The sequence below is a fragment of the Acinetobacter sp. Root1280 genome (assembly GCF_001425285.1).
Lineage (GTDB): Bacteria > Pseudomonadota > Gammaproteobacteria > Pseudomonadales > Moraxellaceae > Acinetobacter > Acinetobacter guillouiae.
Genome location: NZ_LMED01000025.1, coordinates 177,820 through 200,157, shown reverse-complemented (window position 1 = coordinate 200,157; position 22,338 = coordinate 177,820). Strand labels below are relative to the sequence as shown.

Annotated in this window: 17 protein-coding genes and 4 tRNA genes; 12 read left to right on the top strand and 9 right to left on the bottom strand. The window is 39.8% G+C overall.

Annotated elements, in window-relative coordinates; genetic code table 11:
• Positions 1-25: 25 nt before the first annotated feature.
• Entirely contained in the window at positions 26-472 is a 447-nt protein-coding gene (locus ASC84_RS16680) for a thiol-disulfide oxidoreductase DCC family protein (RefSeq protein WP_056516847.1), read from the top strand.
• The gene (locus tag ASC84_RS16675) at positions 459-857 is read left to right on the top strand and encodes a DoxX-like family protein (RefSeq protein ID WP_056516845.1); all 399 of its coding nucleotides are present in this window, start codon (positions 459-461) and stop codon (positions 855-857) included. The genes ASC84_RS16680 and ASC84_RS16675 overlap by 14 nt, the downstream gene beginning before the upstream one ends.
• A 2-nt stretch (positions 858-859) precedes the next feature.
• Here the strand turns inward: ASC84_RS16675 and ASC84_RS16670 are convergent, their stop codons facing one another.
• The 4 genes from ASC84_RS16670 to ASC84_RS16655 all read right to left on the bottom strand — a co-directional run bounded on the left by ASC84_RS16670 (position 860) and on the right by ASC84_RS16655 (position 4,209).
• The gene (locus ASC84_RS16670; protein WP_056516842.1) at positions 860-1,510 is read right to left on the bottom strand and encodes a hypothetical protein; all 651 of its coding nucleotides are present in this window, start codon (positions 1,508-1,510) and stop codon (positions 860-862) included.
• 63 nt (positions 1,511-1,573) lie between these two features.
• Complete coding sequence (locus ASC84_RS16665; RefSeq protein ID WP_056516837.1) at positions 1,574-2,098, bottom strand: hypothetical protein; 525 nt, start codon at positions 2,096-2,098, stop codon at positions 1,574-1,576.
• Positions 2,099-2,137: 39 nt separating this feature from the next.
• On the bottom strand, positions 2,138-3,268 hold the full coding sequence (locus tag ASC84_RS16660) for an MBL fold metallo-hydrolase (protein ID WP_081409385.1): 1,131 nt from the start codon (positions 3,266-3,268) through the stop codon (positions 2,138-2,140).
• A 2-nt stretch (positions 3,269-3,270) separates the two neighbouring features.
• Positions 3,271-4,209 (bottom strand): cation diffusion facilitator family transporter, encoded by a 939-nt coding sequence (locus ASC84_RS16655; protein ID WP_056516835.1) that lies wholly within the window; start codon positions 4,207-4,209, stop codon positions 3,271-3,273.
• A 127-nt stretch (positions 4,210-4,336) separates the two neighbouring features.
• Here ASC84_RS16655 and ASC84_RS16650 point away from each other — a divergent pair, with 127 nt between their 5' ends.
• The 3 genes from ASC84_RS16650 to ASC84_RS16640 all read left to right on the top strand — a co-directional run bounded on the left by ASC84_RS16650 (position 4,337) and on the right by ASC84_RS16640 (position 7,042).
• Positions 4,337-4,795: a GNAT family N-acetyltransferase gene (locus tag ASC84_RS16650; protein WP_056516832.1), complete on the top strand. Its 459-nt coding sequence runs from the start codon at positions 4,337-4,339 to the stop codon at positions 4,793-4,795.
• Positions 4,796-5,337: 542 nt separating this feature from the next.
• A complete protein-coding gene (gene hcaR, locus ASC84_RS16645; protein WP_056516828.1) occupies positions 5,338-6,246 on the top strand; it encodes a DNA-binding transcriptional regulator HcaR in 909 nt (302 codons plus the stop codon).
• Between the two features lie 124 nt (positions 6,247-6,370).
• On the top strand, positions 6,371-7,042 hold the full coding sequence (locus ASC84_RS16640; protein ID WP_056516824.1) for a DUF1345 domain-containing protein: 672 nt from the start codon (positions 6,371-6,373) through the stop codon (positions 7,040-7,042).
• A 132-nt stretch (positions 7,043-7,174) separates the two neighbouring features.
• On the opposite strand, the gene ASC84_RS16635 is transcribed toward ASC84_RS16640, so the two are convergent.
• From ASC84_RS16635 to ASC84_RS16620, 4 genes are all read right to left on the bottom strand, one after another.
• Positions 7,175-7,780, bottom strand: a complete 606-nt coding sequence (locus ASC84_RS16635) for a glutathione S-transferase family protein (RefSeq protein ID WP_056516822.1) — start codon at positions 7,778-7,780, stop codon at positions 7,175-7,177.
• A 57-nt stretch (positions 7,781-7,837) separates the two neighbouring features.
• A complete protein-coding gene (locus ASC84_RS16630; protein WP_056516819.1) occupies positions 7,838-8,539 on the bottom strand; it encodes a YafY family protein in 702 nt (233 codons plus the stop codon).
• Positions 8,540-8,619: 80 nt separating this feature from the next.
• Complete coding sequence (locus tag ASC84_RS16625) at positions 8,620-9,288, bottom strand: HAD-IA family hydrolase (protein ID WP_056516818.1); 669 nt, start codon at positions 9,286-9,288, stop codon at positions 8,620-8,622.
• 153 nt (positions 9,289-9,441) lie between these two features.
• Positions 9,442-10,380 (bottom strand): RluA family pseudouridine synthase, encoded by a 939-nt coding sequence (locus ASC84_RS16620; RefSeq protein WP_004718156.1) that lies wholly within the window; start codon positions 10,378-10,380, stop codon positions 9,442-9,444.
• A gap of 770 nt (positions 10,381-11,150) precedes the next feature.
• Here ASC84_RS16620 and ASC84_RS16615 point away from each other — a divergent pair.
• The 6 genes from ASC84_RS16615 (at position 11,151) to ASC84_RS16590 (ending at position 17,466) form a co-directional block, all read left to right on the top strand.
• Entirely contained in the window at positions 11,151-14,573 is a 3,423-nt protein-coding gene (locus tag ASC84_RS16615; protein WP_056516815.1) for an Rne/Rng family ribonuclease, read from the top strand.
• A gap of 207 nt (positions 14,574-14,780) precedes the next feature.
• Positions 14,781-16,622: a long-chain-acyl-CoA synthetase gene (locus ASC84_RS16610; protein ID WP_056516812.1), complete on the top strand. Its 1,842-nt coding sequence runs from the start codon at positions 14,781-14,783 to the stop codon at positions 16,620-16,622.
• A 195-nt stretch (positions 16,623-16,817) separates the two neighbouring features.
• Positions 16,818-16,893: transfer RNA gene (locus tag ASC84_RS16605), tRNA-Lys, on the top strand.
• A 92-nt stretch (positions 16,894-16,985) separates the two neighbouring features.
• Positions 16,986-17,061, top strand: a tRNA-Lys gene (locus ASC84_RS16600).
• A 93-nt stretch (positions 17,062-17,154) separates the two neighbouring features.
• Positions 17,155-17,230: transfer RNA gene (locus ASC84_RS16595), tRNA-Lys, on the top strand.
• A gap of 160 nt (positions 17,231-17,390) precedes the next feature.
• A tRNA-Lys gene (locus ASC84_RS16590) sits at positions 17,391-17,466 on the top strand.
• Positions 17,467-17,865: 399 nt separating this feature from the next.
• Here ASC84_RS16590 and ASC84_RS23505 read toward each other — a convergent pair.
• Entirely contained in the window at positions 17,866-20,841 is a 2,976-nt protein-coding gene (locus tag ASC84_RS23505) for a cytosine permease (RefSeq protein ID WP_081409384.1), read from the bottom strand.
• A gap of 610 nt (positions 20,842-21,451) precedes the next feature.
• Between ASC84_RS23505 and ASC84_RS16580 the strand changes: the two genes are divergently transcribed.
• Complete coding sequence (locus ASC84_RS16580) at positions 21,452-22,222, top strand: TorF family putative porin (RefSeq protein ID WP_056516808.1); 771 nt, start codon at positions 21,452-21,454, stop codon at positions 22,220-22,222.
• Positions 22,223-22,338: the final 116 nt, after the last annotated feature.

Below are 22,338 nucleotides of genomic sequence, written 5' to 3'. Positions count from 1 at the left end.
GAAACTCCCAATCGCGAGTAAAGCCATGCAACAGAAAATTGAAGCGATAATTCAACAACATGACATCATTTTATTTGATGAAATCTGTGTGTTATGTAATGGCTGGGCAAAGTTTTTAATCAAATATGATACACAGGCACAATTTAAATTAACTTCAGTACAATCATCTTTAGGGCAAGACATCTTAAGACATTACCAAATGCCCACTGAGCAATTTGAGAGCATGTTGGTGATTAAAAATGGGCAAGCCTATAGTGAATCCACTGCATTTTTAAAAGTGATTGAAAGCTTAGGACGACCCTTTTCATATTTAAAAATGGGTTATGGGATACCCAAATTTATCCGAGATTTTCTATACCGCCGAGTTGCTTTAAATCGCTATCGTTTATTTGGTACAACTGAGCAGTGTTTACTGCCTTCATCTGAAAATAAAAGACATTTCTTGGAACATAGCATTGATGCAAAATTCTAAAGCACTTCAAAATGCCCTATTGACCATTCATATTTCACTGGCTGTCTTATGGTTCTATCAGGGGCTCATCCCTAAAATCATATATAAGGTCATCGAAGAGCAACAATTTTGGCAATTTACAGGGATTCAATTGTTGCCCATTCCTAGACTTATTGAACTCTCAGGATTTGGAGAAATAATATTTGGTGGATTATTTCTTATTTTTAGACAATCAAAGCTTCTGCATTATTTCAATATCATCGCGATGCTGTTGTTTTTACTGGTTGTAGCGATTGTTTATCCACACTATTTTGCGCAGGGTTTTAATCCTTTCATCATGAATACAGCAATGGCTGCACTGTCTATTGTCGCAATTCAACTTCTCAATACTCAAAAAGCTGAATAAACTTACATTCGCACATTTGTACCAAACTGCTCTTTCCATCCTTTGGTTTCAGTGGCAATTTGCTTGGCAAGTTTGCTTTTCACTTCTTGAATTAAGCGCGCCCGTTCCTGTCCATGCACAAATCGACCTTTATAATCACTTTGCATGGTTTGAATATATTCATTCAGTGCACGTTGTTGTTGCTTGGTTTTTGGAGCGGTATGCAAAAATTGAAGGTATTCCTCATCTGGGTTTGTGCTAAGTGGATCACCCAAAATATCTTCAACATACAGTACGGCACTGACTAATTTCACCTTACCCTTTGCATCTACAGTATAGGTTTGTTTGCGCACACCATAAGGATAAGTCCAGAGCCCCTGCCGATCACCCGAAGCCCAATAACTATAAAAAATAATCTTGTTATCTTTGACCTCATAATCACCCAATTCAATCTGAAGAATACTGCAGTCACCCGTGGTTGAATAAATTGTATGCGTGAGCAGCTTTTGATTATTTCGATATAATTCAATATCTTTACGTAAAGAATCAGCTTCTTCTTCATTCATCACTGTTTTCAACTCAAAATTATTTTGATTAATTTGTATATTTTGAGTCTCAGCAAAAGCTGTACTGGATAATGCCAGTAACATCAATAAAGTTTGGATTATTTTCATTATTCATCTCCCTTGATTTTTCAATCAGGAATCAACACTATTTTTAGTTTGGGTAAATACCCCCTAATCCTGACACAGCTTTTCCAAAACTGGAAGTATTTCACCGGCCTGACTAAAAGGTTGTGTTTGACGATAATGCTCGATCTTTTTAACCAGTTTATAGTTTTTATCGTCCTGACTTTTAAACTGCTCAAGTCGTGTAAATGTCCGATCCTTACACAATACTTGATAATAATTAATCGTGTATTGTCTTTTTGGGTTCACACTTTTAACCCAAGCTTGAATAAGTTGATTACCATCAGATATTGTGGTGATACTTTCAAAAAATTGATTATTTGAATTTTGATGAATTAATTTCCATTCATCACCCGTTTCCAAATCATATTTTTCATTGAGAGGTTTAATACTCTCTGTATCATCTGCTGCTGGACTATCTTCGGCTGTTGCCATAGTCATCTGATCTCCATCAGCACAAGGCGCATCTGAAACACAATCCGCCTTAGCCGCTTGAGTTAGGTCTATAGATTTTGCAGCGACTGAAGTCATCACCAAGCAAAACAACAAAGTACTGGATAAGATTTTTATCATTTTTAGTGCGCTCAATTTTTATGGCTCAATAAGGGCCCACTACACCACCAATTTACGACCTTCACGAATACAGTAGAATGGATTAATCATTTTTGATGAATTCTTCATAGCCTTTTGTAAATCCTGCTCAGGCTGTTCCCGCGCTTCATCCGTCAATTGGAAAGTACGGTAATGAATTGCCAAAGAACGCTTGGCTTGTAAATCTAAATGCGCCTGAAAAGCATCTTGTGGATTCATGTGCATATATTTCATTAGCGCTCTTGGTTCATACGCACCGATTGGCAATAACGCAATTCGCGGTGAACCTAAACGTTTTTGAATTTCTTTAAAATGCGGTGAATACCCCGTATCGCCAGCAAAGAAGAAATGACCATGTTGCGATACCACAGAAAAACCGCCCCACAATGCAATATTCTGATCACGTAAACCACGACCCGAACCATGCTGTGCTGGGGTATAAATAATTTTTAAGTTTTTAAACAATGCAGATTGCCACCAGTCCATCTCAATCACATGGAACTCTTTAGGCAAGTAACAGGCATTGCCCAAACCTGTATAGATTGGCATGGCAAATTTGTTGTGTAGCCATCTTAAAGAGGCTAAATCCATATGGTCATAGTGATTATGACTGAGTAAAACTGCATGAATCTCTGGCAATTGCTCTAAAGCAATTCCAGCAGGAATCACACGTTTTGGTCCACGCCCATGTTTTGGACTGACATAGTCGGCCCAAACAGGATCGGTTAAAAAGTTATAGGGACCAATTTGAACCAGTACAGTCGCATGGCTCACAAACCAGATTTGCCAATCATGCTCATCAGCATCTGGTCGATTCTGAGGTAATACACGTTTTGCCGCATAGAATTCTGATGATTCTTTTTGAGTATCCACATTCCAAGTATATGATTTTCGGGTACCCAGCCATTTCATCAAATCCCAACGGCTACGCCCTTGTGGTTTACGTACTTCATTAAAGAATCGTTCACCATTGTGTTGATTTGAACCAATCACACTAAATACAGGTTTATACCATGTATGTGACAGACAATTTTCAGTATCAATTCGATAATGCAATTGTTGAACTTGCTGAGATGGAACAGTCTTATTTTGCATTGTGTTGTCTTGTACCGTTGTATCTTCAAGACGGACCATTGGCTCTTGTTTCGACATGATTACTCTAAACGCCCTTTCATTCTTTCAAGCCATACTTGCTGTGTTTGTGGCTTCACGAATAATGCCACGATTTCGGGATGAATACTTTTAATCTTTGCTTCAATTCTGTTCACACAGGCTTCGATATCATCTGAAGTTAAACTATCTTTAAACTCTAAGCTTAAAGAAGCAATCACTTGGTGTGCACCCATTTGTTCAGTCAGTACGCCATTTGCTGAATACACGGCAGGATCTTCCTGAGCAATTTTCAATACATTATGACGCAGTTTTGGATCTGCTGTTTCACCCATCAACAACCCTTTGGTTTCCCTTGCCAAAAGCAGGGCTGAGATGGCTAAGACAACACCAATCAGTACCGAAGCCACACCATCTAAAACGGGTAAATTAAACTGCTGAGCACAAAATATTCCCAGCAATGCAATGATTAAGCCAATTAAAGCTGCAGAGTCTTCAAATAAAACTGTAAAGGTTGTCGGATCTTTACTGCGACGAAAAGCTTCAAAATATCCCATTTGACCTTTAGTCTTTTTAAATGTTTTCAACGCAATAAACCATGAAATGCCTTCACAAAGCAGCGCAAACCCGAGTACCACATAATTGACCAATGGGGATTGTATAACTTCTGGATGACGAATATGTTGAATACCCTGATAAATTGAAACCACAGCACCTAAAGCAAAAACCAACAATGCGACAATAAAGGCCCAGAAATATAACTCTCGCCCATAACCAAAGGGGTGATGATAATTTGCAGGCTGTTGTGATTTTTTTAAACCATACAGCAATAAGATTTCATTTAAAGTGTCTACGACAGAATGGACTGCCTCACTAAGCATCGCCGAACTATTTGTAATATAAGCGGCAACAAACTTAACCAGAGCAATGGCTAAATTGCCCAAAAGTGCTGCATATACAACAATTTTGTTGGAATCTGACATTTATTGTCCTGTTTTTTATCATCAAATACATCAATTTGATTTTTATATCTGTCCTGCTTCATATTAGCGAAACTATCTGTGATTTTTCTTTATTTTTTGTTGCTTTTCACAATTGAGTGAATCTTTTATGGAACCCAATTTAACCAATATTCTAAATACTCCGTCGCAGTCTCATCCACAATTATTAAAAATTTGGGAAGCTTCTGTACGTGCGACTCATGACTTTTTAAACGAACAGCATATCTTACAAATTAAAACGCTCATCATTCAGCATCATTATTTTGATCATGTGCGGTTGTTTCATGTGGAACGTGAAGGTCAAATCGCTGGGTTTATGGGACTGGCTTATCAAAAGATTGAAATGTTATTTATTGACCCTAATTTTTTTGATCAAGGCATCGGTTCCTTGCTCATTCAAAAAGCTTTTGAGTTAGGTGCACATGAAGTAGATGTCAACGAACAAAATATTCGTGCTTTGGAGTTTTATAAGAAACATAACTTCCAACAAATTGCACGTTCGGAACTTGATGCTGAAGGTAACCCATTTCCAATTTTGCATTTGAAACTAAAGAAGCCTTCCGTCTAAGTGTTTTGAGATAGAGCGAGATCAAAAACATCATCATAAACACCCTCATCAACTCTAGAATCCATAAATACCAAACCGACTTTACCCTATCTCCAAGTCGGTTTTTGTAATTCTCAGCATGATCATGTCTATCAGACAGATAGCAACAACTTAAACCAGTGCAATCAACCACTTTTCAAATGTTCCTTCATATAAATCTGGTTCTCTATAGATTGATGACGAGATACATCAATTAAAACATCGATATCAATTTTTCCATTCCTGAAAGTACGCTTATGACAAGTAAGGGCCGTAGATAAATTGATGCAACTTTGTACAGATGACCGCTTCTAGGCTAGAGCTTAGAGAAATATTTTTTGTTTTAATTAAGATATTTTACCAATTATTCACCATGTTATTTTCTATATTAAAATAACAATGATTTTGAAAAGTTCATTTATTTTCTAAATACTATAATCGTCTTCACCTGACAGTTGTTTATAGATTATACTCTTTGAAAATCTTAGTAAGACATTTTTTGGATTATTCTTTGGACGCGTTATATGGAATTACGACATCTGAGATACTTCATTACTGTGGCTGAAGAACTCAACTTTAGCAAAGCAGCATTGAGACTTTATACAGCACAACCCTCACTCAGCCAGCAGATCAAAGATCTTGAAGAAGATGTCGGTGTTCGGCTGTTAAATCGGACCAAGCGTAAAGTTGAACTTACTGAAGAAGGTGCTGTTTTTCTGGAGCAAGCACGCTTAACTTTAGCACAAGCCGATAAGGCTGTTGCTATGGCAAGACAGGTCTCCAAAGCCAGACAGCTATTGTTAAGGATTGGGTTTGTACCCGTGGCTGAAATAAAGATTTTCCCTTATGTCTTACCAAATTTAAGGGTACAAAATCCTGAGCTAAAAATTGAGTTATTAAGTTTAAACAACCTTGAACAAATGCGTGCATTGAAAAAGGGTGAGCTGGATATCAGCTTTAGCAGGCACAATTTTCATAATGATGAAATCGAAAGTAAATTTGTGCTCCGTGAACCGTTAATTTTTGTTTTACCCAAAGATCATCCTTTAGCCAAGTATGAACGTATCCCTGTTAAAGCGCTCAATGGGATCGATTTTATTATTCCTGCTGAAGAACAATCCACGACTTTGCACAACACCATTTTAGAGTTTGCCAAACATAATCATATTGAATTGAATATCGTCCAAAAAGCTGACAATATTTCATTGAATATTAATTCAGTTGGGGCGGGCTTAGGCTGTACAATTTTGCCAAGCTATATTGCGCCATTAATCAACAGTAACACCGTCATTCGACCTTTAGATATTGAGCTTCCCTATCTAGACTTGTATGTAAGTTATCGAAAAAGTGCTGGCTCTGTTGCGATACAAAAATTCATTGAACTATTAACCAAAGTATTTTATCTGGATATCAATCGTTTAGAGCAAAAATAAGACCGCTGCGACAAGACATAGAGCGTAGGCTTATTTTTTAATATGACGACTTAAACCAATAGAACTTAATGCTCATTTTCTTTGCTCAAATATCCATCAATCTTTAACTCAGGCGGTGTTCATCATGTTAGGACGTGCATTTCACCAACTTCGATCAGGCATTCAGTCTCGCCCATATTTCTTTATTAGTTTTCTCCTCACAGCAGTTGTGTATATGGGGATGTCTTTGAGCACAGACTGGCAGTGGTCAACCAATTTGTTATTCAGCTGGAATATTGCCACCCTAGTCTATTTAATCCTGACCATGAAAATGCTTTGGGCAACCAATCAAGCGCATATTTTAAAGCGTGCTCAGCAGCAGGATGCCAGCAAATGGATCATTTTGCTGTTGGTTGTGCTCTCACTCATCATGTGTTTTATTGCCATTATTATTGAATTGGCACATTTGCCCGATGTGACTGGAGTTAAAGCCGGACATATCGCCTTAGCAATTTTTACCATCATTTTTGCATGGTTATTTATGCATACCATTTTTGCTATTCACTATGCACATGACTTTTACTTGGCAGTGGAGAATCATCAGGATGGTGGATTGGACTTTCCAAAAACACCTAAACCAACCTACCCTGAGTTTTTGTATTTTAGTTATGTCATTGGTACTTCTGCACAAACAGCAGATGTATCGATTACATCTCGTTCGATGCGCGTTTTAAATATTCTCCATATCCTTTTGGCGTATGGATTTAACACCACGATTTTGGCGATCTGTATTAATGTTGCCGCAGGTTTTATTTAACTGAAGTAAAAATAGAGGGATTAAAACCAATCTCCAAAGTTTTTTTATAATTTTTTTGCGCTTGAATGTGACTAAAAAACCTCAATGCAAACCCAGCACGAGATCATGCTAAGTTTGCATCGTCTTGATGTTTTAATCGCTAAAAAGCACTTGATTATTTCTTAAGTTTTTTCGGCTTTTGATTGAATTAAGATATTTTTCAATTGCAGGATGGCTTTCAATCTCTGCCATCTTCAATTGCCAAAATAGCATGGAACCAACAAACACATCGGCTACCGTAAATTGCTCACCACATAGATAAGGTTGAGCCTGCTCCAAGCCCTGAATTAAAGCCGTATAGGTATCCTGAAAGTTTCCATAGCCAATATGCATTTTTTGCTCGTCGGTAATCTCGACCTTTAATGCGCGATCCGTAGTGGCTGCATCCCAAGGTCCAGCAGCAAAAAACAACCAACGGAAATACAAGCCACGTTTTGGATCATCCAGCGCTGGTGCAAGTCCTTGATCAAAAAATTTATCTGCCAAATATGCGCAAATTGCTGGCATTTCATAAATCACCACATCACCATCGACTAAGGTGGGTACTTTGCCAAATGGGTTAATCTTTAGATAAGATTCCGACTTCATTTCAGTGTGATAAGCCAACTCAATTTTTTCAAATTCAGCACCCAGTTCAATCAGTAGCCATTCAATAACCAGACCTCTCGACTGCGCGTTGCTATATAGTTTTAAGCCCATTTTTCCATTCCTTTATAGTGGTGTATTGAATATAAAGGGCGGCTGTGTCAGTTTTTGTCAGGAGCTTTTCAGCATGGATTTTTTTTGCAGCTCTTTTTGCCACCATGCCTGAAAAAGATGGCGCTTAAACTCTGGGTAAATGATTTCGGTCACAGTTAATTTTTGAATCCGATCTAAACGAAAATTTCGAAAATCCTCACGTAATTCACACCATGCAGCCAACAACATTTTGTCATTGAAATACCCTAAGACAAAAGGCCAAAGCATACGGCTAGAGATATTTTGTTTTTCATCTAAATAATGCACTTCAATCTTGACCTGATAACGAATTGCTAGACGTACTTGTTCGACAATTTTTTCATCAACCACAAGCCAATGGTTGATAGACCGAAGCATGGTTTCATCAATCAGTTCTTGTTTATTCTTGGGCAATACCGCATTGAGTTTGGCCAAAACTGAATGTGCAGCATTTTTTAATGCTGGATCTGGCACTGACCTTAACCAATGCAATGCCAAGAACACTGCTTCGACTTCCGTTTCATCCAAACTCATCGGAGGCAGTAAAAAGTTTTCTTTCAGCTGAAATCCTAAGCCCGCACTGCCCTCAATATTGACACCTTGGTCACGTAAACTTTCAATATCCCGATAAATACTTCGGACACTAATCTCCAAATGTTCTGCTAAGCATTGCGCGGTAATGGGATAACGCTGTTCACGTAAAAGTTGTAATAAAGTGAGTAATCGAATAGAACGGCTCATGGTCAATTTTCTTATTATATCTCTTTGGTTTTATCTAAGTTTACGCTGAGAGCAATCTGCAAACAGCGTAAAAACAGCATCTAAGCAACTTCACTAGCCTTAAGCTGTTGAGTTAAAAACTGATGTAAATGATCGATGTTATCCGCGATCGTCAGCGGATTAAAACGCTGTAATACATCAATCGCATGTACCCCATAACTCACCCCAACACGTGGCATGGCAATGTTCTGTGCCATTTCTAAGTCATAAGATGTATCACCCACCATAATGGCTTGCTCCGCCGAAATTCCAGTGTAATCTAAAATTTCAGCTAACATCAATGGATCTGGTTTGGATTTGGTTTCGCTCGCTGCACGGGTGATCTCAAATAAATCCTGACTCTGGGTCTGAGCTAAAACACGATCTAAACCACGACGGCTTTTCCCTGTTGCAACTGCCAATTTGATATTTTGATTTTTTAAATCATGCAACATTTCAGAGACACCAGCGAACCACAAATCATCTTTGGAATGCTCAACATAATGATCGCCATAGCATTTCAAAATTTCAGTGTGTAACTCAGGGACTTGTGGAAATAACACTTGAGCAACTTCAGGTAAACCTAAACCAATAATACTTTTCGCAGCATCAGCTGTTAACGGTTGGTCAAAGGTTTTTGCAGCAACCAATAAACTCGCCACAATTTGCCCAACTGAATCAAATAAAGTGCCATCCCAATCAAAAATGATAAGTTCTACAGGTTTTTGCATGAATTATTTCCAATATTTGCTCAGTTTATGCATGACTAATATTTAGATCTTATGCACTTTACATGACAAGCTAACGCATTTTTAAACACAAAGGGAACTTTTCATAAAACAAGTTCCCTTTGTGTAAAAGATAAAGTGAGCAGCAAGATCGAATCAATCTTTCTTTTGTGCTCTTAATTGTGCAACCAAGCTTTGCATATCTTCAGGTAAAGGCGCTTCGATCACAGGATAACCAGGAATTTCAAGTCGCATTGCATGTAGGCTCAATCGACGAGCTTTTGGTCCACGATACTCTGTTTCATGACCATACTTATCGTCGCCCACTAAAGGATGACCAATACTTAAACCATGCACACGAATTTGATGAGTACGGCCTGACAGTGGAGAAGCATAGACCAGTGTCGCATGCATAAAGCGCTCGGCAACTTTCCATTGTGTCTTAGATTCTTTACCTTCTTCTGAGACACGTACACGACGTTCACCATTGGACAGTTCATAGCGCAATAAAGGTTGATTAATCAACTGTTGATCTAAACTCACTTGACCTTTAACAATCGCAGCATAGGTTTTTTTAATTTTATGCTCACGCAACATATCTTGTAGCGCCTTCAATGTGCTGCGTTTTTTACTCACCATCACCAGACCCGAAGTATCGCGGTCAATACGATGAATCAACTCCAAATATTTTTTACCTGTTGCCGCGCGTAAGCCTTCAATTAAGCCATATGCCACACCGCTTCCACCATGTACGGCAATTCCAGACGGCTTGTTGACCACCAATAAACCTTCATCCTCATACACCACACGGCTGAGTAAGCTTTGTGCAACCTTATCGGATACAGGTGCATCAGTTTCGTCTTTTTGCTCAAAGCGAATAGGTGCAACACGGATTTGATCGCCAATCGCTAGCTTAGTTTCTGCTTTTATACGCTTTTTATTGACGCGCACTTGACCTTCACGAATTAAACGATAAATACGGCTTTTCGGCACACCTTTCAGGCGAGTAAATAAGAAATTATCGATGCGCTGGCCTTCTTGATGCTCGTCTACTTCAAACCAAGTTACATTTTGCCATTGTTGCGTAGAATTCATACAGTTAGGTGATCCAATAAAAAACTAAAATTTGATTAAAAACTGATCATTTAGACTATGCTTTTCATACAAAATAAGCATATAGCCCATAGGCAGATGATTCAAGGTTTGCTATAGTCAGCGCACGGATACCACCGTAAGTGAAATTTAGTGCCACCCTTTTTTAAAAATGAAAGCGTGACACAAACGATAAAATTCACGACAGATGCGGAAAGGTCCCAAAAGAATATGCCGACGCCGAAGGCTTTTATTATATCGGCAAAAAGACAAACTGTTGCGTTTAATTGTACTTAAAGTACAGAAATCAGTTTGTTTAAAAATATATGTCGCCAACCCAGACGTTGGTTTTTAAACATAAACTGATACACATCAGGCAAGTCGCTGTAGAGTGTTATTCAGGACATAAGTGTTTGAGGCATTGGAACTGCACAATTTGTAAAGGTACGATGATAATTCCGTATCAAGACGCTCTCACAAAAGTTGAGATGCTCTTCGAGCAATGTGATAGTGAAAGACGAATCAAATCAGTCATCCAATGCACCACTTAAGTGCCAGTGAAGAGCTCAAAACTTTAATCGTGCAAAGATTAAAGAAGTATTGCAGCATCAATACAGGCATCAAACCCAACCTTGCTCAAAACAAGTGGGTAAATTACTCAGATCATATTGGATGTATCCGTGATTTGAGCATTGATCCAATATTTTAGATGTTCGCTTCACTTAAAAAAGATAGCGAGTTGTTGGTGTGAATCACTATTAGGTGTTACACCCATGAAACGTATGTTGATTAATGCAACACATGCCGAAGAAGTTCGCGTTGCACTCATCACTGGTCACCGTCTTTACGATTTCGATTTAGAAAACCGTACACGTGAACAAAAGAAAGCCAATATCTATAAAGGCCATGTCACTCGCGTAGAGCCTTCTTTAGAAGCTGTATTTGTAGAGTATGGTGCGGGTCGTCAAGGTTTCTTGTCGATGCGCGAAATTGCCAATACTTACTACAAGGCAGACCCTCGCCAAACATCAAATATTCGTGAACTCATCACTGAAGGCACTGAACTTTTGGTTCAAGTTGAAAAAGAAGAGCGTGGCAACAAAGGCGCTGCACTTTCAACTTATATTTCGCTCGCTGGTCGCTATTTAGTCTTGATGCCGAACAACCCCAAAGGTGGTGGTATTAGTCGTCAAATTTCGGGTTCAGTTCGTGAAGAACTTAAAGAAATGTTGGCGTCATTAAATACTCCACGTGGTATGAGCGTAATCGTTCGTACAGCAGGGATTGGCCGTTCACAAGAAGAACTGCAACTTGATCTTCAACATTTGTTAGACCTATGGGCACAAATCCAAGGTACAGCAAACTCTGGTCCATCACCAATGCTTGTTCATCAAGAAGCTGGTGTGGTGACGCGTGCTATCCGTGACTATTTACGTGATGATGTTGCAGAAATTTTAATTGACTCAGAGCAAGCCTATAACGAAGCCTATAACTTTGTTAAAGCGGTAATGCCAAATCAATTGGATAAGTTAAAAACCTATACGTTAAATGAACCGTTATTCGCGCATTTTGGTATTGAAAGTCAAATTCAAACAGCTTATGAACGTGAAGTTAAACTTCCTTCAGGCGGTTCAATTGTAATCGACCAAACTGAAGCACTGGTTTCAATCGACATCAACTCGGCGAAATCAACACGCGGACATGATGTAGAAGAAACTGCGCTCAGCACCAACTTAGAAGCAGCTGAAGAAATTGCTCGCCAATTACGTTTACGTGATATTGGTGGTTTGGTGGTGATCGACTTTATTGATATGACCAAAGAACGCAACCAACGTATGGTTGAAGCTAAACTTCGTGAAGCGACGCAAAGTGATCGTGCCCGTATTCAGTTCGGTCAATTGTCACGTTTTGGTTTAATGGAAATGAGCCGTCAACGCTTACGCCCATCTCTTGAAGAAGCTACAGGTTATGTATGCCCTCGCTGTCATGGCACAGGTATGGTACGTGATCTACGTTCTCTTTCTCTTTCAATTATGCGTAAAGTTGAAGAGATTGCATTACGTGAACGTCAAGGTGAAGTTCAAGTTGAAGTGCCTGTTGAGATTGCAGCATTCTTATTGAATGAAAAGCGTCACAGTCTGGTTTACTTAGAACAAACGTCAAATGTGCGTGTTACTGTACTGCCACATCCACATTTAGAAACGCCACATTACGAAATCTCATATAACCCTGAAGGTTTTGCACCAACTAGCTATGAACGTACTGAAGCTACCCGTTCAAGCGAAAAAGAATTGGGCTATGAGTCATCTGAGTGGCATTTAGAAGAAGAGCAAACGCAACACAATGCTGCACCAGCTCAAGCACAAAACAATAAGCAAAACAGAAAGCAACAACCTGCTCAAGCTCAAAAAGCTCAGCAAGCGGTTCAAGCACAAGTTGCTCAACCAGCTTCTAGCCCATGTGCTTGGTTAGAAAATCTGTTTGTACAAAAACAAGCAGCAACTGTTGACCAATCACGTACTGCAAACAATGCCGCTGCAGCCATTGAACAAATGATTAACGGTGGTGCTGTAAGCCGTGGTCAATTTGGCCAAGTAAATAGCAATAGCGCGCCAGCTGCAATTGAAGCTCAAGTTGTTGCTGAAACCAATGCTTATCTTTCACATGCACCTGTTCAAAAACAAGAACCGCGTGAATATGAAAAACAGGGTGAGAAAGAAGAACGAGCTCCGCGTAACAACAACAATAAAAACAAAAATCGCAACAAGCACAAAGAGTCACGTGATCAAAACACTGATCAACATCAAGTGATTGAAGAAGTGGTTCAGGTGCCTCGTCAAGAGCAACGCCAAGAACAGCGTCAGGAACAACGTGATCAACGTCGTCAGCAAAAGCAGCCACGTCAACAGCATGATCAAAATGCTGAAACGAATCATGCTGAACAAGCTGTTCCACGTCGTGATCGTAACCATCAGCAACGTCCAAACCGCCCAAATCGTCATCGCGATAGCAGCGTGTTTAATGATGAGCAACAACAAACGCCAAACAACAATGCGCCTGTAGAGCATAATCAACCTCAAGAGAAACAACCTAAGGTTGAACTCATTGACACCCCGAAGCATGCAGCACTTGAAACAGCTTTAGTGGTTAATCTTGATCAAGCTCAAAGTGAAATTGTGGCATTAAACCCGCAACAAGTTACTGCGCCAGCAAGCAACAAGCCGAAGCGTCATGATCGCAATGAAAAAGCTGAAACTGTTACTAAAGCCCCTCGCACTGTAGACGCTCAACCAGCTACTGCACCGGCTGTAGAAAGTCAGGCTGTAACGACTGAAGCAAAAACACCTGCAGCAGCAGAGGTTCAAGCAGAACAGCCTGTGCAACGTGCCAGCAATGACCCGCGCCAAAAACGCCGTCAACAACGTGACGCTGCTCAAGCAAAAGCGGCAACGCCTAAAATCGCACCATCTCAAGTACCGACATTAAATCAGTACACAGTGGGAACTTTGATTCGTCATGTCTATGGTGATGACTGTGCGGTATTGATTGAACAGTTTGGATTAATTCCAACATTCAATCGTGCTTTGGTTAAGTTTACTGAAGAATATTCAGCGACCTTAACTGTGGTAGAAAAGACCGATGTACAAAGCAAGCAGCCTGTAACACGTGATGTTGCTATCTCTAAAGCAGCACCAGAAGCACAACCTGCTGATGTTTTAGACTTAACGCCACCGAAGCCTGAGAATGATCGCCGTGTAGCGAATGATCCTCGTGAACGTCGTCGTTTAGCAAAACAAGCGGCTGTACAAGCAAAGCAAGAGCATCAAGCTGAACTTGAGCAACAACCAGAAGAAGTGAAAACTGAGATTCAAGCAAGTCCAGTTGAAGCCGCACCTGTGGTTACTCAGGCAGAAGAAGTGCAAGCTGAAACACCTGTAGAAACGGCAGTTGAAACAGCGCCTGCGGAAGTTCAAGTGGTTAAAGCAGCTCCTGCTAAGTCAGTTGAGAAAGCAGTTGTTGCAACTGAAAAGGCGAAAAAGCCACAACAATCGCTTGCTTTAGATACGACTGCTGAAGCTGGTGTAGATGAAGATGCACAAAAGGCAGACAATGTGGCAACAGATGAAAAACCTGCCCGCCCTCGTCGCCCTCGTGGCCGCCCGCCAAAAAAAGCGACACCGCCAGCGGATGAGTAATTTTTAAAAATTTGCTTAAAATGTAGCGATTAAAGAGAACCTAGTCATTTCGATGGCTAGGTTTTTTTGCTATTTTGAAGAGATTATCAGGACATTTGTCAGATTAGGTTGATTGCACTAGTCTTATACGATTAAAAAGACAAATGTAATGTGAGTCAATGACACTCTAAAAATTGTATTGGATTACGAAAAATAAATAGGATTGATATGAGTCAAACAACACAGGCCGATCTCATCGGATTTACTGATGTCGCAGAGCGCTTACCACAGCTCATCAATAAGCTTCCCAATATCCTGACTGGACTTAAACAAGCTTATATCAGAACACCCAATACGCCTGCTGGGCTAGGTCTTGCTTTTGAACGTGCTGTAAAACGCAATCCTTATGGTGATGCGTTATTATTTGAAGATCAACGCTATAGTTATAAAGAACTGAATAACTGGGCCAATCAAATTGCACACTTTTATCTTTCTATTGGCATAAAAAAAGGCGATGCGATCACCGTGATGATCGAAAATCGTCCTGAGCTGATTGCGACCGTGATTGCACTGGCAAAAATTGGCGTAACAACAGCTTTAGTCAATACCTCACAAACAGGTAAAGTCCTGACGCATAGTATCAATTTGGTCAATCCTGTTGCGGTGATCGTCGGTGAAGAATGTCGTGTTGCTGTAGATGAGATTCGTCAAGACTTAAACATTGCTCAAGACCGCATCCATTGGTTTGCAGATCAAAATACAACGCAAGACCCGGGTACAGCACCTCAAGGCTTTATCAATCTCGCTGAAAAAATTCAACAATTTCCAAAATTCAATCCTTCGACCACACAAAGTGTCAAAGGGAAAGATGGCTTGTTTTATATATATACCTCTGGCACAACGGGTTTACCTAAAGCTGTGGTCTTTACCAACAGTCGTTGGACCTTGGCATATGGAACATATGGTCATGTCTTAAACTTAGGTGAAGATGATGTGATGTACTGCACTTTACCGCTTTACCATGCAACAGGTATGGTGGTGTGCTGGTGTGGTGCTATTGCAGGTGGTTCAGCCTTGGCAATCCGTCGTAAATTCTCTACCTCTGCATTCTGGTCTGATGTCAAAAAGTTTAATGCGTCCGCAATTGGTTATGTCGGTGAACTTTGCCGCTACCTTATGGATGCACCTGCTTCAGAACTTGATCATACGCACCGTGTCACCAAAATGATCGGTAATGGTATGCGTCCAAATATTTGGGGCAAGTTTAAAGAACGCTTTGGTATCGAAGAAATTTTAGAACTTTATGCCTCTAGTGAAGGAAATGTAGGCTTCAGTAATGTTTTTAATTTTAACAATACTGTTGGCTTCTCACCTACACCTTATGCAATCGTCCAGTTCGATAAAGAAAAAAATGAAGCAATCCGTGACAGTCATGGTGCATGTCAAAAGGTCAAAAAAGGTGAAGTGGGCTTATTGATTGGTAAAATCACCAAGCGTTCCCCTTTTGATGGCTATACAGACCCGGAAAAGAACAAGTCAGTGATCATGAAAGATGTCTTTAAAAAAGGCGATTCTTACTTTATTACTGGCGACTTGGTTCGTGATATTGGTTTCCGACACGCGCAATTTGTCGATCGCCTTGGCGATACTTTCCGCTGGAAAGGTGAAAATGTTTCAACCACAGAAGTTGAAAATATTTGTAGTGAATACCCTAAAATCACAGAAGCAGTGGTTTACGGCGTTGAAATTCCAAATACCAATGGTCGAGCAGGTATGGCTGCCATTACTTTACATGAAGGTGAAGAACTGACTGAACAAGATCTAAGCCAACTTGCAGTCGAGTTTAAAAAGAACTTGCCAGCCTATGCTGTTCCGGTATTTTTACGTATCCAACAAATTGTAGAAACGACGGGTACATTTAAATATCAGAAAAATAAATTAAAGGAACAAGCCTTTAATCCTGAAAAAACCTCTGATCGTTTATTGGTTTTACTGCCAAGTGCCAATGCCTATTGCGATGTCACTGCGGAAGTTTTTGCCAATATTGAAGCTTATAAATACCGCTTCTAAAGCTAAAAGCCCTGATTTCAGGGCTTTTTTAGTCCATTTTGTGTTATTTATAACCGAACGTTGCAAACTTTCTTAATTTTTACTTGCGCTCTATCAATATCTTGCTAAAATACGCTCCATCAAAACAAAGTGGTGTTTAAAAACTTTTTAGTTTTCTTGCACTACACATTCGAGCCTAGCTTGGATGAAGGTTCAGGGTCGTTAGCTCAGCTGGTAGAGCAGCGGACTTTTAATCCGTTGGTCCCGCGTTCGAATCGCGGACGACCCACCACTTAATTGTTTTGACCTGTAAATGGATAGCGATAGAAAATTCTCAATTTTCACAAATATCGAGTAAAGCGTCGCTTTACACATCCTTGCTCAGGGTCGTTAGCTCAGCTGGTAGAGCAGCGGACTTTTAATCCGTTGGTCCCGCGTTCGAATCGCGGACGACCCACCATCTTCATGTTTCAACCTGTAAATAGATACCGATAGAAAATTCTCGATTTTCACTGATATCGGGTAAAGCAACGTGCTTTACACATCTCGCTCAGGGTCGTTAGCTCAGCTGGTAGAGCAGCGGACTTTTAATCCGTTGGTCCCGCGTTCGAATCGCGGACGACCCACCATTCTTTCTTAAGGCTTCTTTCTGTACGGCTAAAGTACTACAATAGAAACGAAACCTGCAAACGTTCCGACCAAGACCAAACATCTTTATTAGATGCTTCGCCATTCTCGAAATTTTGCTTCATCTTTTGTTCTGGTTTAATCATGTTTTAAACAAGTTCAGGGTTGTTAGCTCAGTTGGTAGAGCAGTAGACTCTTAATCTATTGGTCGTGGGTTCGAACCCCACACAACCCACCAGATTTTTAAGTCATTTATCTCCCTTAAAATAAGCTCAGTTGAATTATTTTTCTGATAACTGCACGTTCTAATCAAATGGATTGCTTTATCATTCAATAACAACGAAGCATCAATACTCAAATATCGACTGAGATCTTAGTCAACGGTTTTAACTCAAACAACCAAGCCAACAATCGCAATCAGATGACGCGACTGAACTGAATAACTAAAAAGCTTTTATTCTTCTTATTGAACGAACAAATATCCAATCATCGCTAGCAAGATAATATTCTCCTGCTTGACGAGTTATAGCATCGCCCCATAACAACATAAAACCGCGCCCAATAATCAAAATTGCGCACGGTTTGATAATCAATAGACTACTCAACTAAAACAATCAACGGAAATTTACCCAGTGGATTATTGCTGTTGAAGGATAAAATCTGCGGCACGTTCGCCAATCATAATACATGGCGCATTGGTATTGCCTGAAACAAGATCAGGCATAATGGATGCATCAGCGATACGCAGATTATTAAAACCAACGACCTTAAGCTTTGGATTGACCACACTCATTGCATCAATCCCCATCTTGCATGTTCCCACGGGATGAAATACGGTTGCAGCATATTCACGAACATAAGCTTGATAATCTGCATCGGTTTTAACATCAGGTCCGGGTAAGATTTCTTGACCATTGAACGCCTTAAATACATCTTGTTTTAAAATACGCTGTGCCAGTTTAATTCCTTCGATCAGCACGTGCATATCATGTTCTTTTTCAAGGAAGTTATAATCAATCTCGATCTGCTTTTGGGCATTCACACGTATTTCACCAATGCTCTTTGGTCTTAAAACACAGGTGTGGATTGCATAGCCATGTCCCCATTCAAACAGGCGACCACGATGGCTCCGATACCCAGGAACAAAGTGGAATTGCACATCTGGTAAATCTGTTGCCAGTGATGTTTTTGCAAAGCCTCCTGCTTCTACATAATTGGTGGTCAACCAGCCTTTTCTTTTAAGCGCATATTGGAATGGCGCGGGCAGTATAGATGCCAAAGCCCCAACGGAAAAACCCAGTGTTTTTGAGCTATTTGTTCTAACCGTCACTAAACCATCAATATGCTCTTGCAAGTTTTTACCGACCCCAGGTAAATCAACCCTACATTCAATACCTGCCTGTTCCAGCTCGGATTTCGGACCAATACCAGATTTCATCAATAATAACGGCGAAACAAAAGCACCAGCAGAGAGGATTAACTCTTTATTGATTCCGATATCAAAATTTTGTCCTTGTCGTTGCACATGAATCGAGTGCACTTGACCCTCACTATGATGAATACGCTCAACTTCGCATTCAGTCACCACCGTAAGGTTTGAGCGTGTCAATATCGGCTGAACGAATGCTTTAAAGCTGGATAGACGCTGACCATCACGTTGAGTCACATCATATATCCCCACACCTTCGCTTGATGCAGCATTAAAATCTTGATTCTCTTTTAGATTGAGCAAAGTAGCAGCTTGGATAAAGAGTTTAGATAATGGGTTAGGATCTTTCGGATGATCGACAAACAACTCGCCATCAACACCATGAAAAGCCAAGTCTTGCTGAATGACATTTTTTTCAGAGCGTTTAAAGAAGGGTAAAACCTCTTTCCAGCCCCATCCAGCACAACCTTTCGCTTCCCAATTATCATAATCAGAGGCATTTCCGCGAATATAAATCATACTGTTCATTGAACTTGAACCACCCACCATTTTGCCACGTGGGGCGTGAATTTGACGATTATTCAAACGTTTCTGCGGGGTAGAAAAGAAATTCCAGCTGTATGTTTTACTCTTATATAAGGTGATCGTTCCTGCTGGAATCTGAATGCGTGGCGAATTATCAGCAGCGCCTGCTTCAATCAAACAGACACGGGTATTTGGATTTTCACTTAATCGGTTGGCAATCACACTCCCCGCCGAACCCGCCCCAACAATGACATAATCATAACGATGTTGCTGTAATTCCTGATTGTCTATTTCAGGTAATGTGCGTTTATATAACATCGCTACAACATAATACAGTGGGCTAACCACCAACAAACCAACCGCCCATGAGATATCCACTTCACCCAGTAATTTGGCAAGCGGACCAACATACAGCGGTGTAGATAAAAATGGAATTTGAATCAAAATCCCAATCACATAACAGATTAATGCAGGCCAATTGAAGTAACCATAAATCCCACCATCAGGTTTAAAGAAGGATGGCACATCATATTCAGTATGATGGATAAAGTAATAATCGATGAGGTTGATGGCTGTCCATGGAATCAGCACACACATGAGCAAGAGAATAAAATTGACATAACTGTCGACAAAGCTTTCCGAACTTGAAACAGATAAGAACATCGCCACACTAAATAAGCTTAATGCCACTATGGTTCTGGCAAGCACTCGCGGTGACCAACGGTGAAAAATCGTTTGTAGAATAGTGATGCTCGATAAAGTACCACAGTACAAATTCATTGAGTTTGTGGCAGCAATCCCGAGAGAAAAGACGATAATCAAAGCGGTACTGAATAGACCGGAGCCGGTTAAGTGAATTAAGCCTTGAATAAAGTCACCACTATAGGCACGAGCAACGGTCAAGCCCAAGATCATTGAAATCAGTGAGCCGAGTGAACAGCCCCAATAGCTTGCCCAAAATGCAGTTTTTGCCCCAGTCGCTTTAGGCAAATAGCGGGAATAATCTGATACATAAGGGGCATAAGCCAACTGCCATAATGCGGCAATGGATAATGTTCCCATAAAGCCAATGCTTGAAAATGTTCCCAGCTGAAAGAAATCTTGGGGAAAATATTGCGAACTAAACACACGAATAAAAGCAGCAAGCAGCATTAAACCTGAAAGTACCGCAAGGATTTGGGTATATTTATGAATGAGTTTATAACCAAAAATAACTGCAACCAGACTCCCTATCGCAATAATTGTAATGCCTTGTACCTTAGAAATCGGCTGATAAATTGTATGTAGCGCTTCACCACCAACCACCAGATTGGATGCATAAAAGCCCAAGTACATAATCACTACGACACCAACAACAAGCAAAGCACCATAGAAACCAAATTGCCCGCGTGTTTGAATCATTTGCGGTACTGCAAGTTGTGGACCTTGCGCAGAATGCAGTGCGACAAAAATCGCACCAACAAGATTTCCCAAAACCAATGCCATTAAGGCAGAAAAGAAACTCAAATTAAAAACTGTAACCGCCAATGAACCCGTAAACATGGTCAATAACATAATGTTTGAGCCAAACCAGATCGTAAATAGATCTCGTGCGTTACCGTGACGTTGATTTTCAGGGATTGCCTGAATCGTACTACTTTCCATAGATGTTATAGACATAAGGAATCCATCCCATAAATAAAAAAGTTATAACCAATCTAAGAATCGGCTTAAATTTTTATATTCAGTATCAAGCCTTTAGTTTTTTTAAAGTAAGACTAAAAAGGACTGAATAGCATAGTTACTCCATCGTAAAGAGATCAAAATCATTTGCAAAATCATCTTAAAATTTCAAATTAAGACCATTTAATATGTTGAAAATATTGAGGCCAGAATAATCACCAACAAATTAAAGAAAAATTATCTCAGGCCTGTATTTGTTCGATATTCAATATCGACCTATACATCAGCTTGTGTACCACTTGAATTGAGTAAAAACGATGGGTGAAAAGCAGATCCTTGATCTAGGGTTAAAAAAAAGTAATTTATCGTTCAAAAGAATTTTTTATTAAAAAATAATTACATAAATAATCATTAAAAAAATTTAACTCCATTGGATAAAAGTCATCGTTATACCCAAGCGATTCAGATTTTTTGAGGCATGTGTTCTGAATATTCTATTATCTCTTTATAACATCAGTACTTAAGATAACAAAAACAAAAATGCGTCGTTGATCGACATAAAAAAGGATTTTGGAATAATCCAAATTTTTACGAAAAGGAAATCAATATGATTAAACCAGTAATTTTATCGGTAATGCTAACAACAATGGCAACTCATTCTGCTATGGCCTCAGAAACAGGACATTCATCAGGTCTTAGCTTAAGCGGTTCTGCTGCACTGACAACGGACTACCGTTTCCGTGGTCTATCCCAATCTCGTAATGATCCTGCGGTACAAGGGACCTTTGTATTGTCACATGATTCTGGTTTATACGGCGGAATCTTTGCTGCCAATACTGACTTTGGTGGTTCAACATCACCACATTTTGAGTTTACCTCATATATTGGCTATAACACTAAATTCATTTTTTTTGAACAGATTAAACCAACACTAGATTTAAGCTATAACCGATTTAGCTACCCGGGTTGGTCAGATTGGGCATGGCATGAGTTTTCTGCACGTTTAACCCTTGATAACGTATTTTTGGTTAAAGATAGTCTCCTCACCAATATTAATTATAGTGATGACTATATTGGATTTGCAGGTAATGCATGGAACTTCACCTTAGGCTATTCAGTACCATTGGCTGAAACAGGTTTTGGTCTAACTTCAAGTATTGGTTATTCCATCATCCAAGATAAAGGTGCATTGATTGATCTCGATGCCGATAATTATGTCGATTGGAAGCTTGGGGTGAATTATCAATTCAAAACGCTTGAAGGTTTAACTGCGGAGTTATCTGCGGTCGGTACCAACTTGAATACCGATCAGCTCTCTAAAAGTGAAAAACGTACAGTCGCAAACGGTGCAATTTTTAGTTTAACCAAAGCGTTTTAACATTGCATTTCTAGACGATACACAATGTTTAACTGCTAACTGATTTTCTAAGATTTGTTCAATTTAAAAAATGCTTTTCTGAGATGATCATTCATTTCAAAATTTTAAATGCGTCA

Bases quoted from the DNA above. Each gene is read 5' to 3' on its own strand.
- ASC84_RS23505 (WP_081409384.1), bottom strand. From the start codon at position 20,841: ATGTCTATAACATCTATGGAAAGTAGTACGATTCAGGCAATCCCTGAA.
- ASC84_RS16635 (WP_056516822.1), bottom strand. From the start codon at position 7,780: ATGGGCTTAAAACTATATAGCAACGCGCAGTCGAGAGGTCTGGTTATT.
- ASC84_RS16680 (WP_056516847.1), top strand. From the start codon at position 26: ATGCAACAGAAAATTGAAGCGATAATTCAACAACATGACATCATTTTA.
- ASC84_RS16620 (WP_004718156.1), bottom strand. From the start codon at position 10,380: ATGAATTCTACGCAACAATGGCAAAATGTAACTTGGTTTGAAGTAGAC.
- ASC84_RS16660 (WP_081409385.1), bottom strand. From the start codon at position 3,268: ATGTCGAAACAAGAGCCAATGGTCCGTCTTGAAGATACAACGGTACAA.
- ASC84_RS16580 (WP_056516808.1), top strand. From the start codon at position 21,452: ATGATTAAACCAGTAATTTTATCGGTAATGCTAACAACAATGGCAACT.
- ASC84_RS16610 (WP_056516812.1), top strand. From the start codon at position 14,781: ATGAGTCAAACAACACAGGCCGATCTCATCGGATTTACTGATGTCGCA.
- ASC84_RS16615 (WP_056516815.1), top strand. From the start codon at position 11,151: ATGAAACGTATGTTGATTAATGCAACACATGCCGAAGAAGTTCGCGTT.
- ASC84_RS16655 (WP_056516835.1), bottom strand. From the start codon at position 4,209: ATGTCAGATTCCAACAAAATTGTTGTATATGCAGCACTTTTGGGCAAT.
- ASC84_RS16630 (WP_056516819.1), bottom strand. From the start codon at position 8,539: ATGAGCCGTTCTATTCGATTACTCACTTTATTACAACTTTTACGTGAA.
- ASC84_RS16625 (WP_056516818.1), bottom strand. From the start codon at position 9,288: ATGCAAAAACCTGTAGAACTTATCATTTTTGATTGGGATGGCACTTTA.
- ASC84_RS16650 (WP_056516832.1), top strand. From the start codon at position 4,337: ATGGAACCCAATTTAACCAATATTCTAAATACTCCGTCGCAGTCTCAT.
- ASC84_RS16665 (WP_056516837.1), bottom strand. From the start codon at position 2,098: ATGATAAAAATCTTATCCAGTACTTTGTTGTTTTGCTTGGTGATGACT.
- ASC84_RS16670 (WP_056516842.1), bottom strand. From the start codon at position 1,510: ATGAAAATAATCCAAACTTTATTGATGTTACTGGCATTATCCAGTACA.
- ASC84_RS16675 (WP_056516845.1), top strand. From the start codon at position 459: ATGCAAAATTCTAAAGCACTTCAAAATGCCCTATTGACCATTCATATT.
- ASC84_RS16640 (WP_056516824.1), top strand. From the start codon at position 6,371: ATGTTAGGACGTGCATTTCACCAACTTCGATCAGGCATTCAGTCTCGC.
- hcaR (WP_056516828.1), top strand. From the start codon at position 5,338: ATGGAATTACGACATCTGAGATACTTCATTACTGTGGCTGAAGAACTC.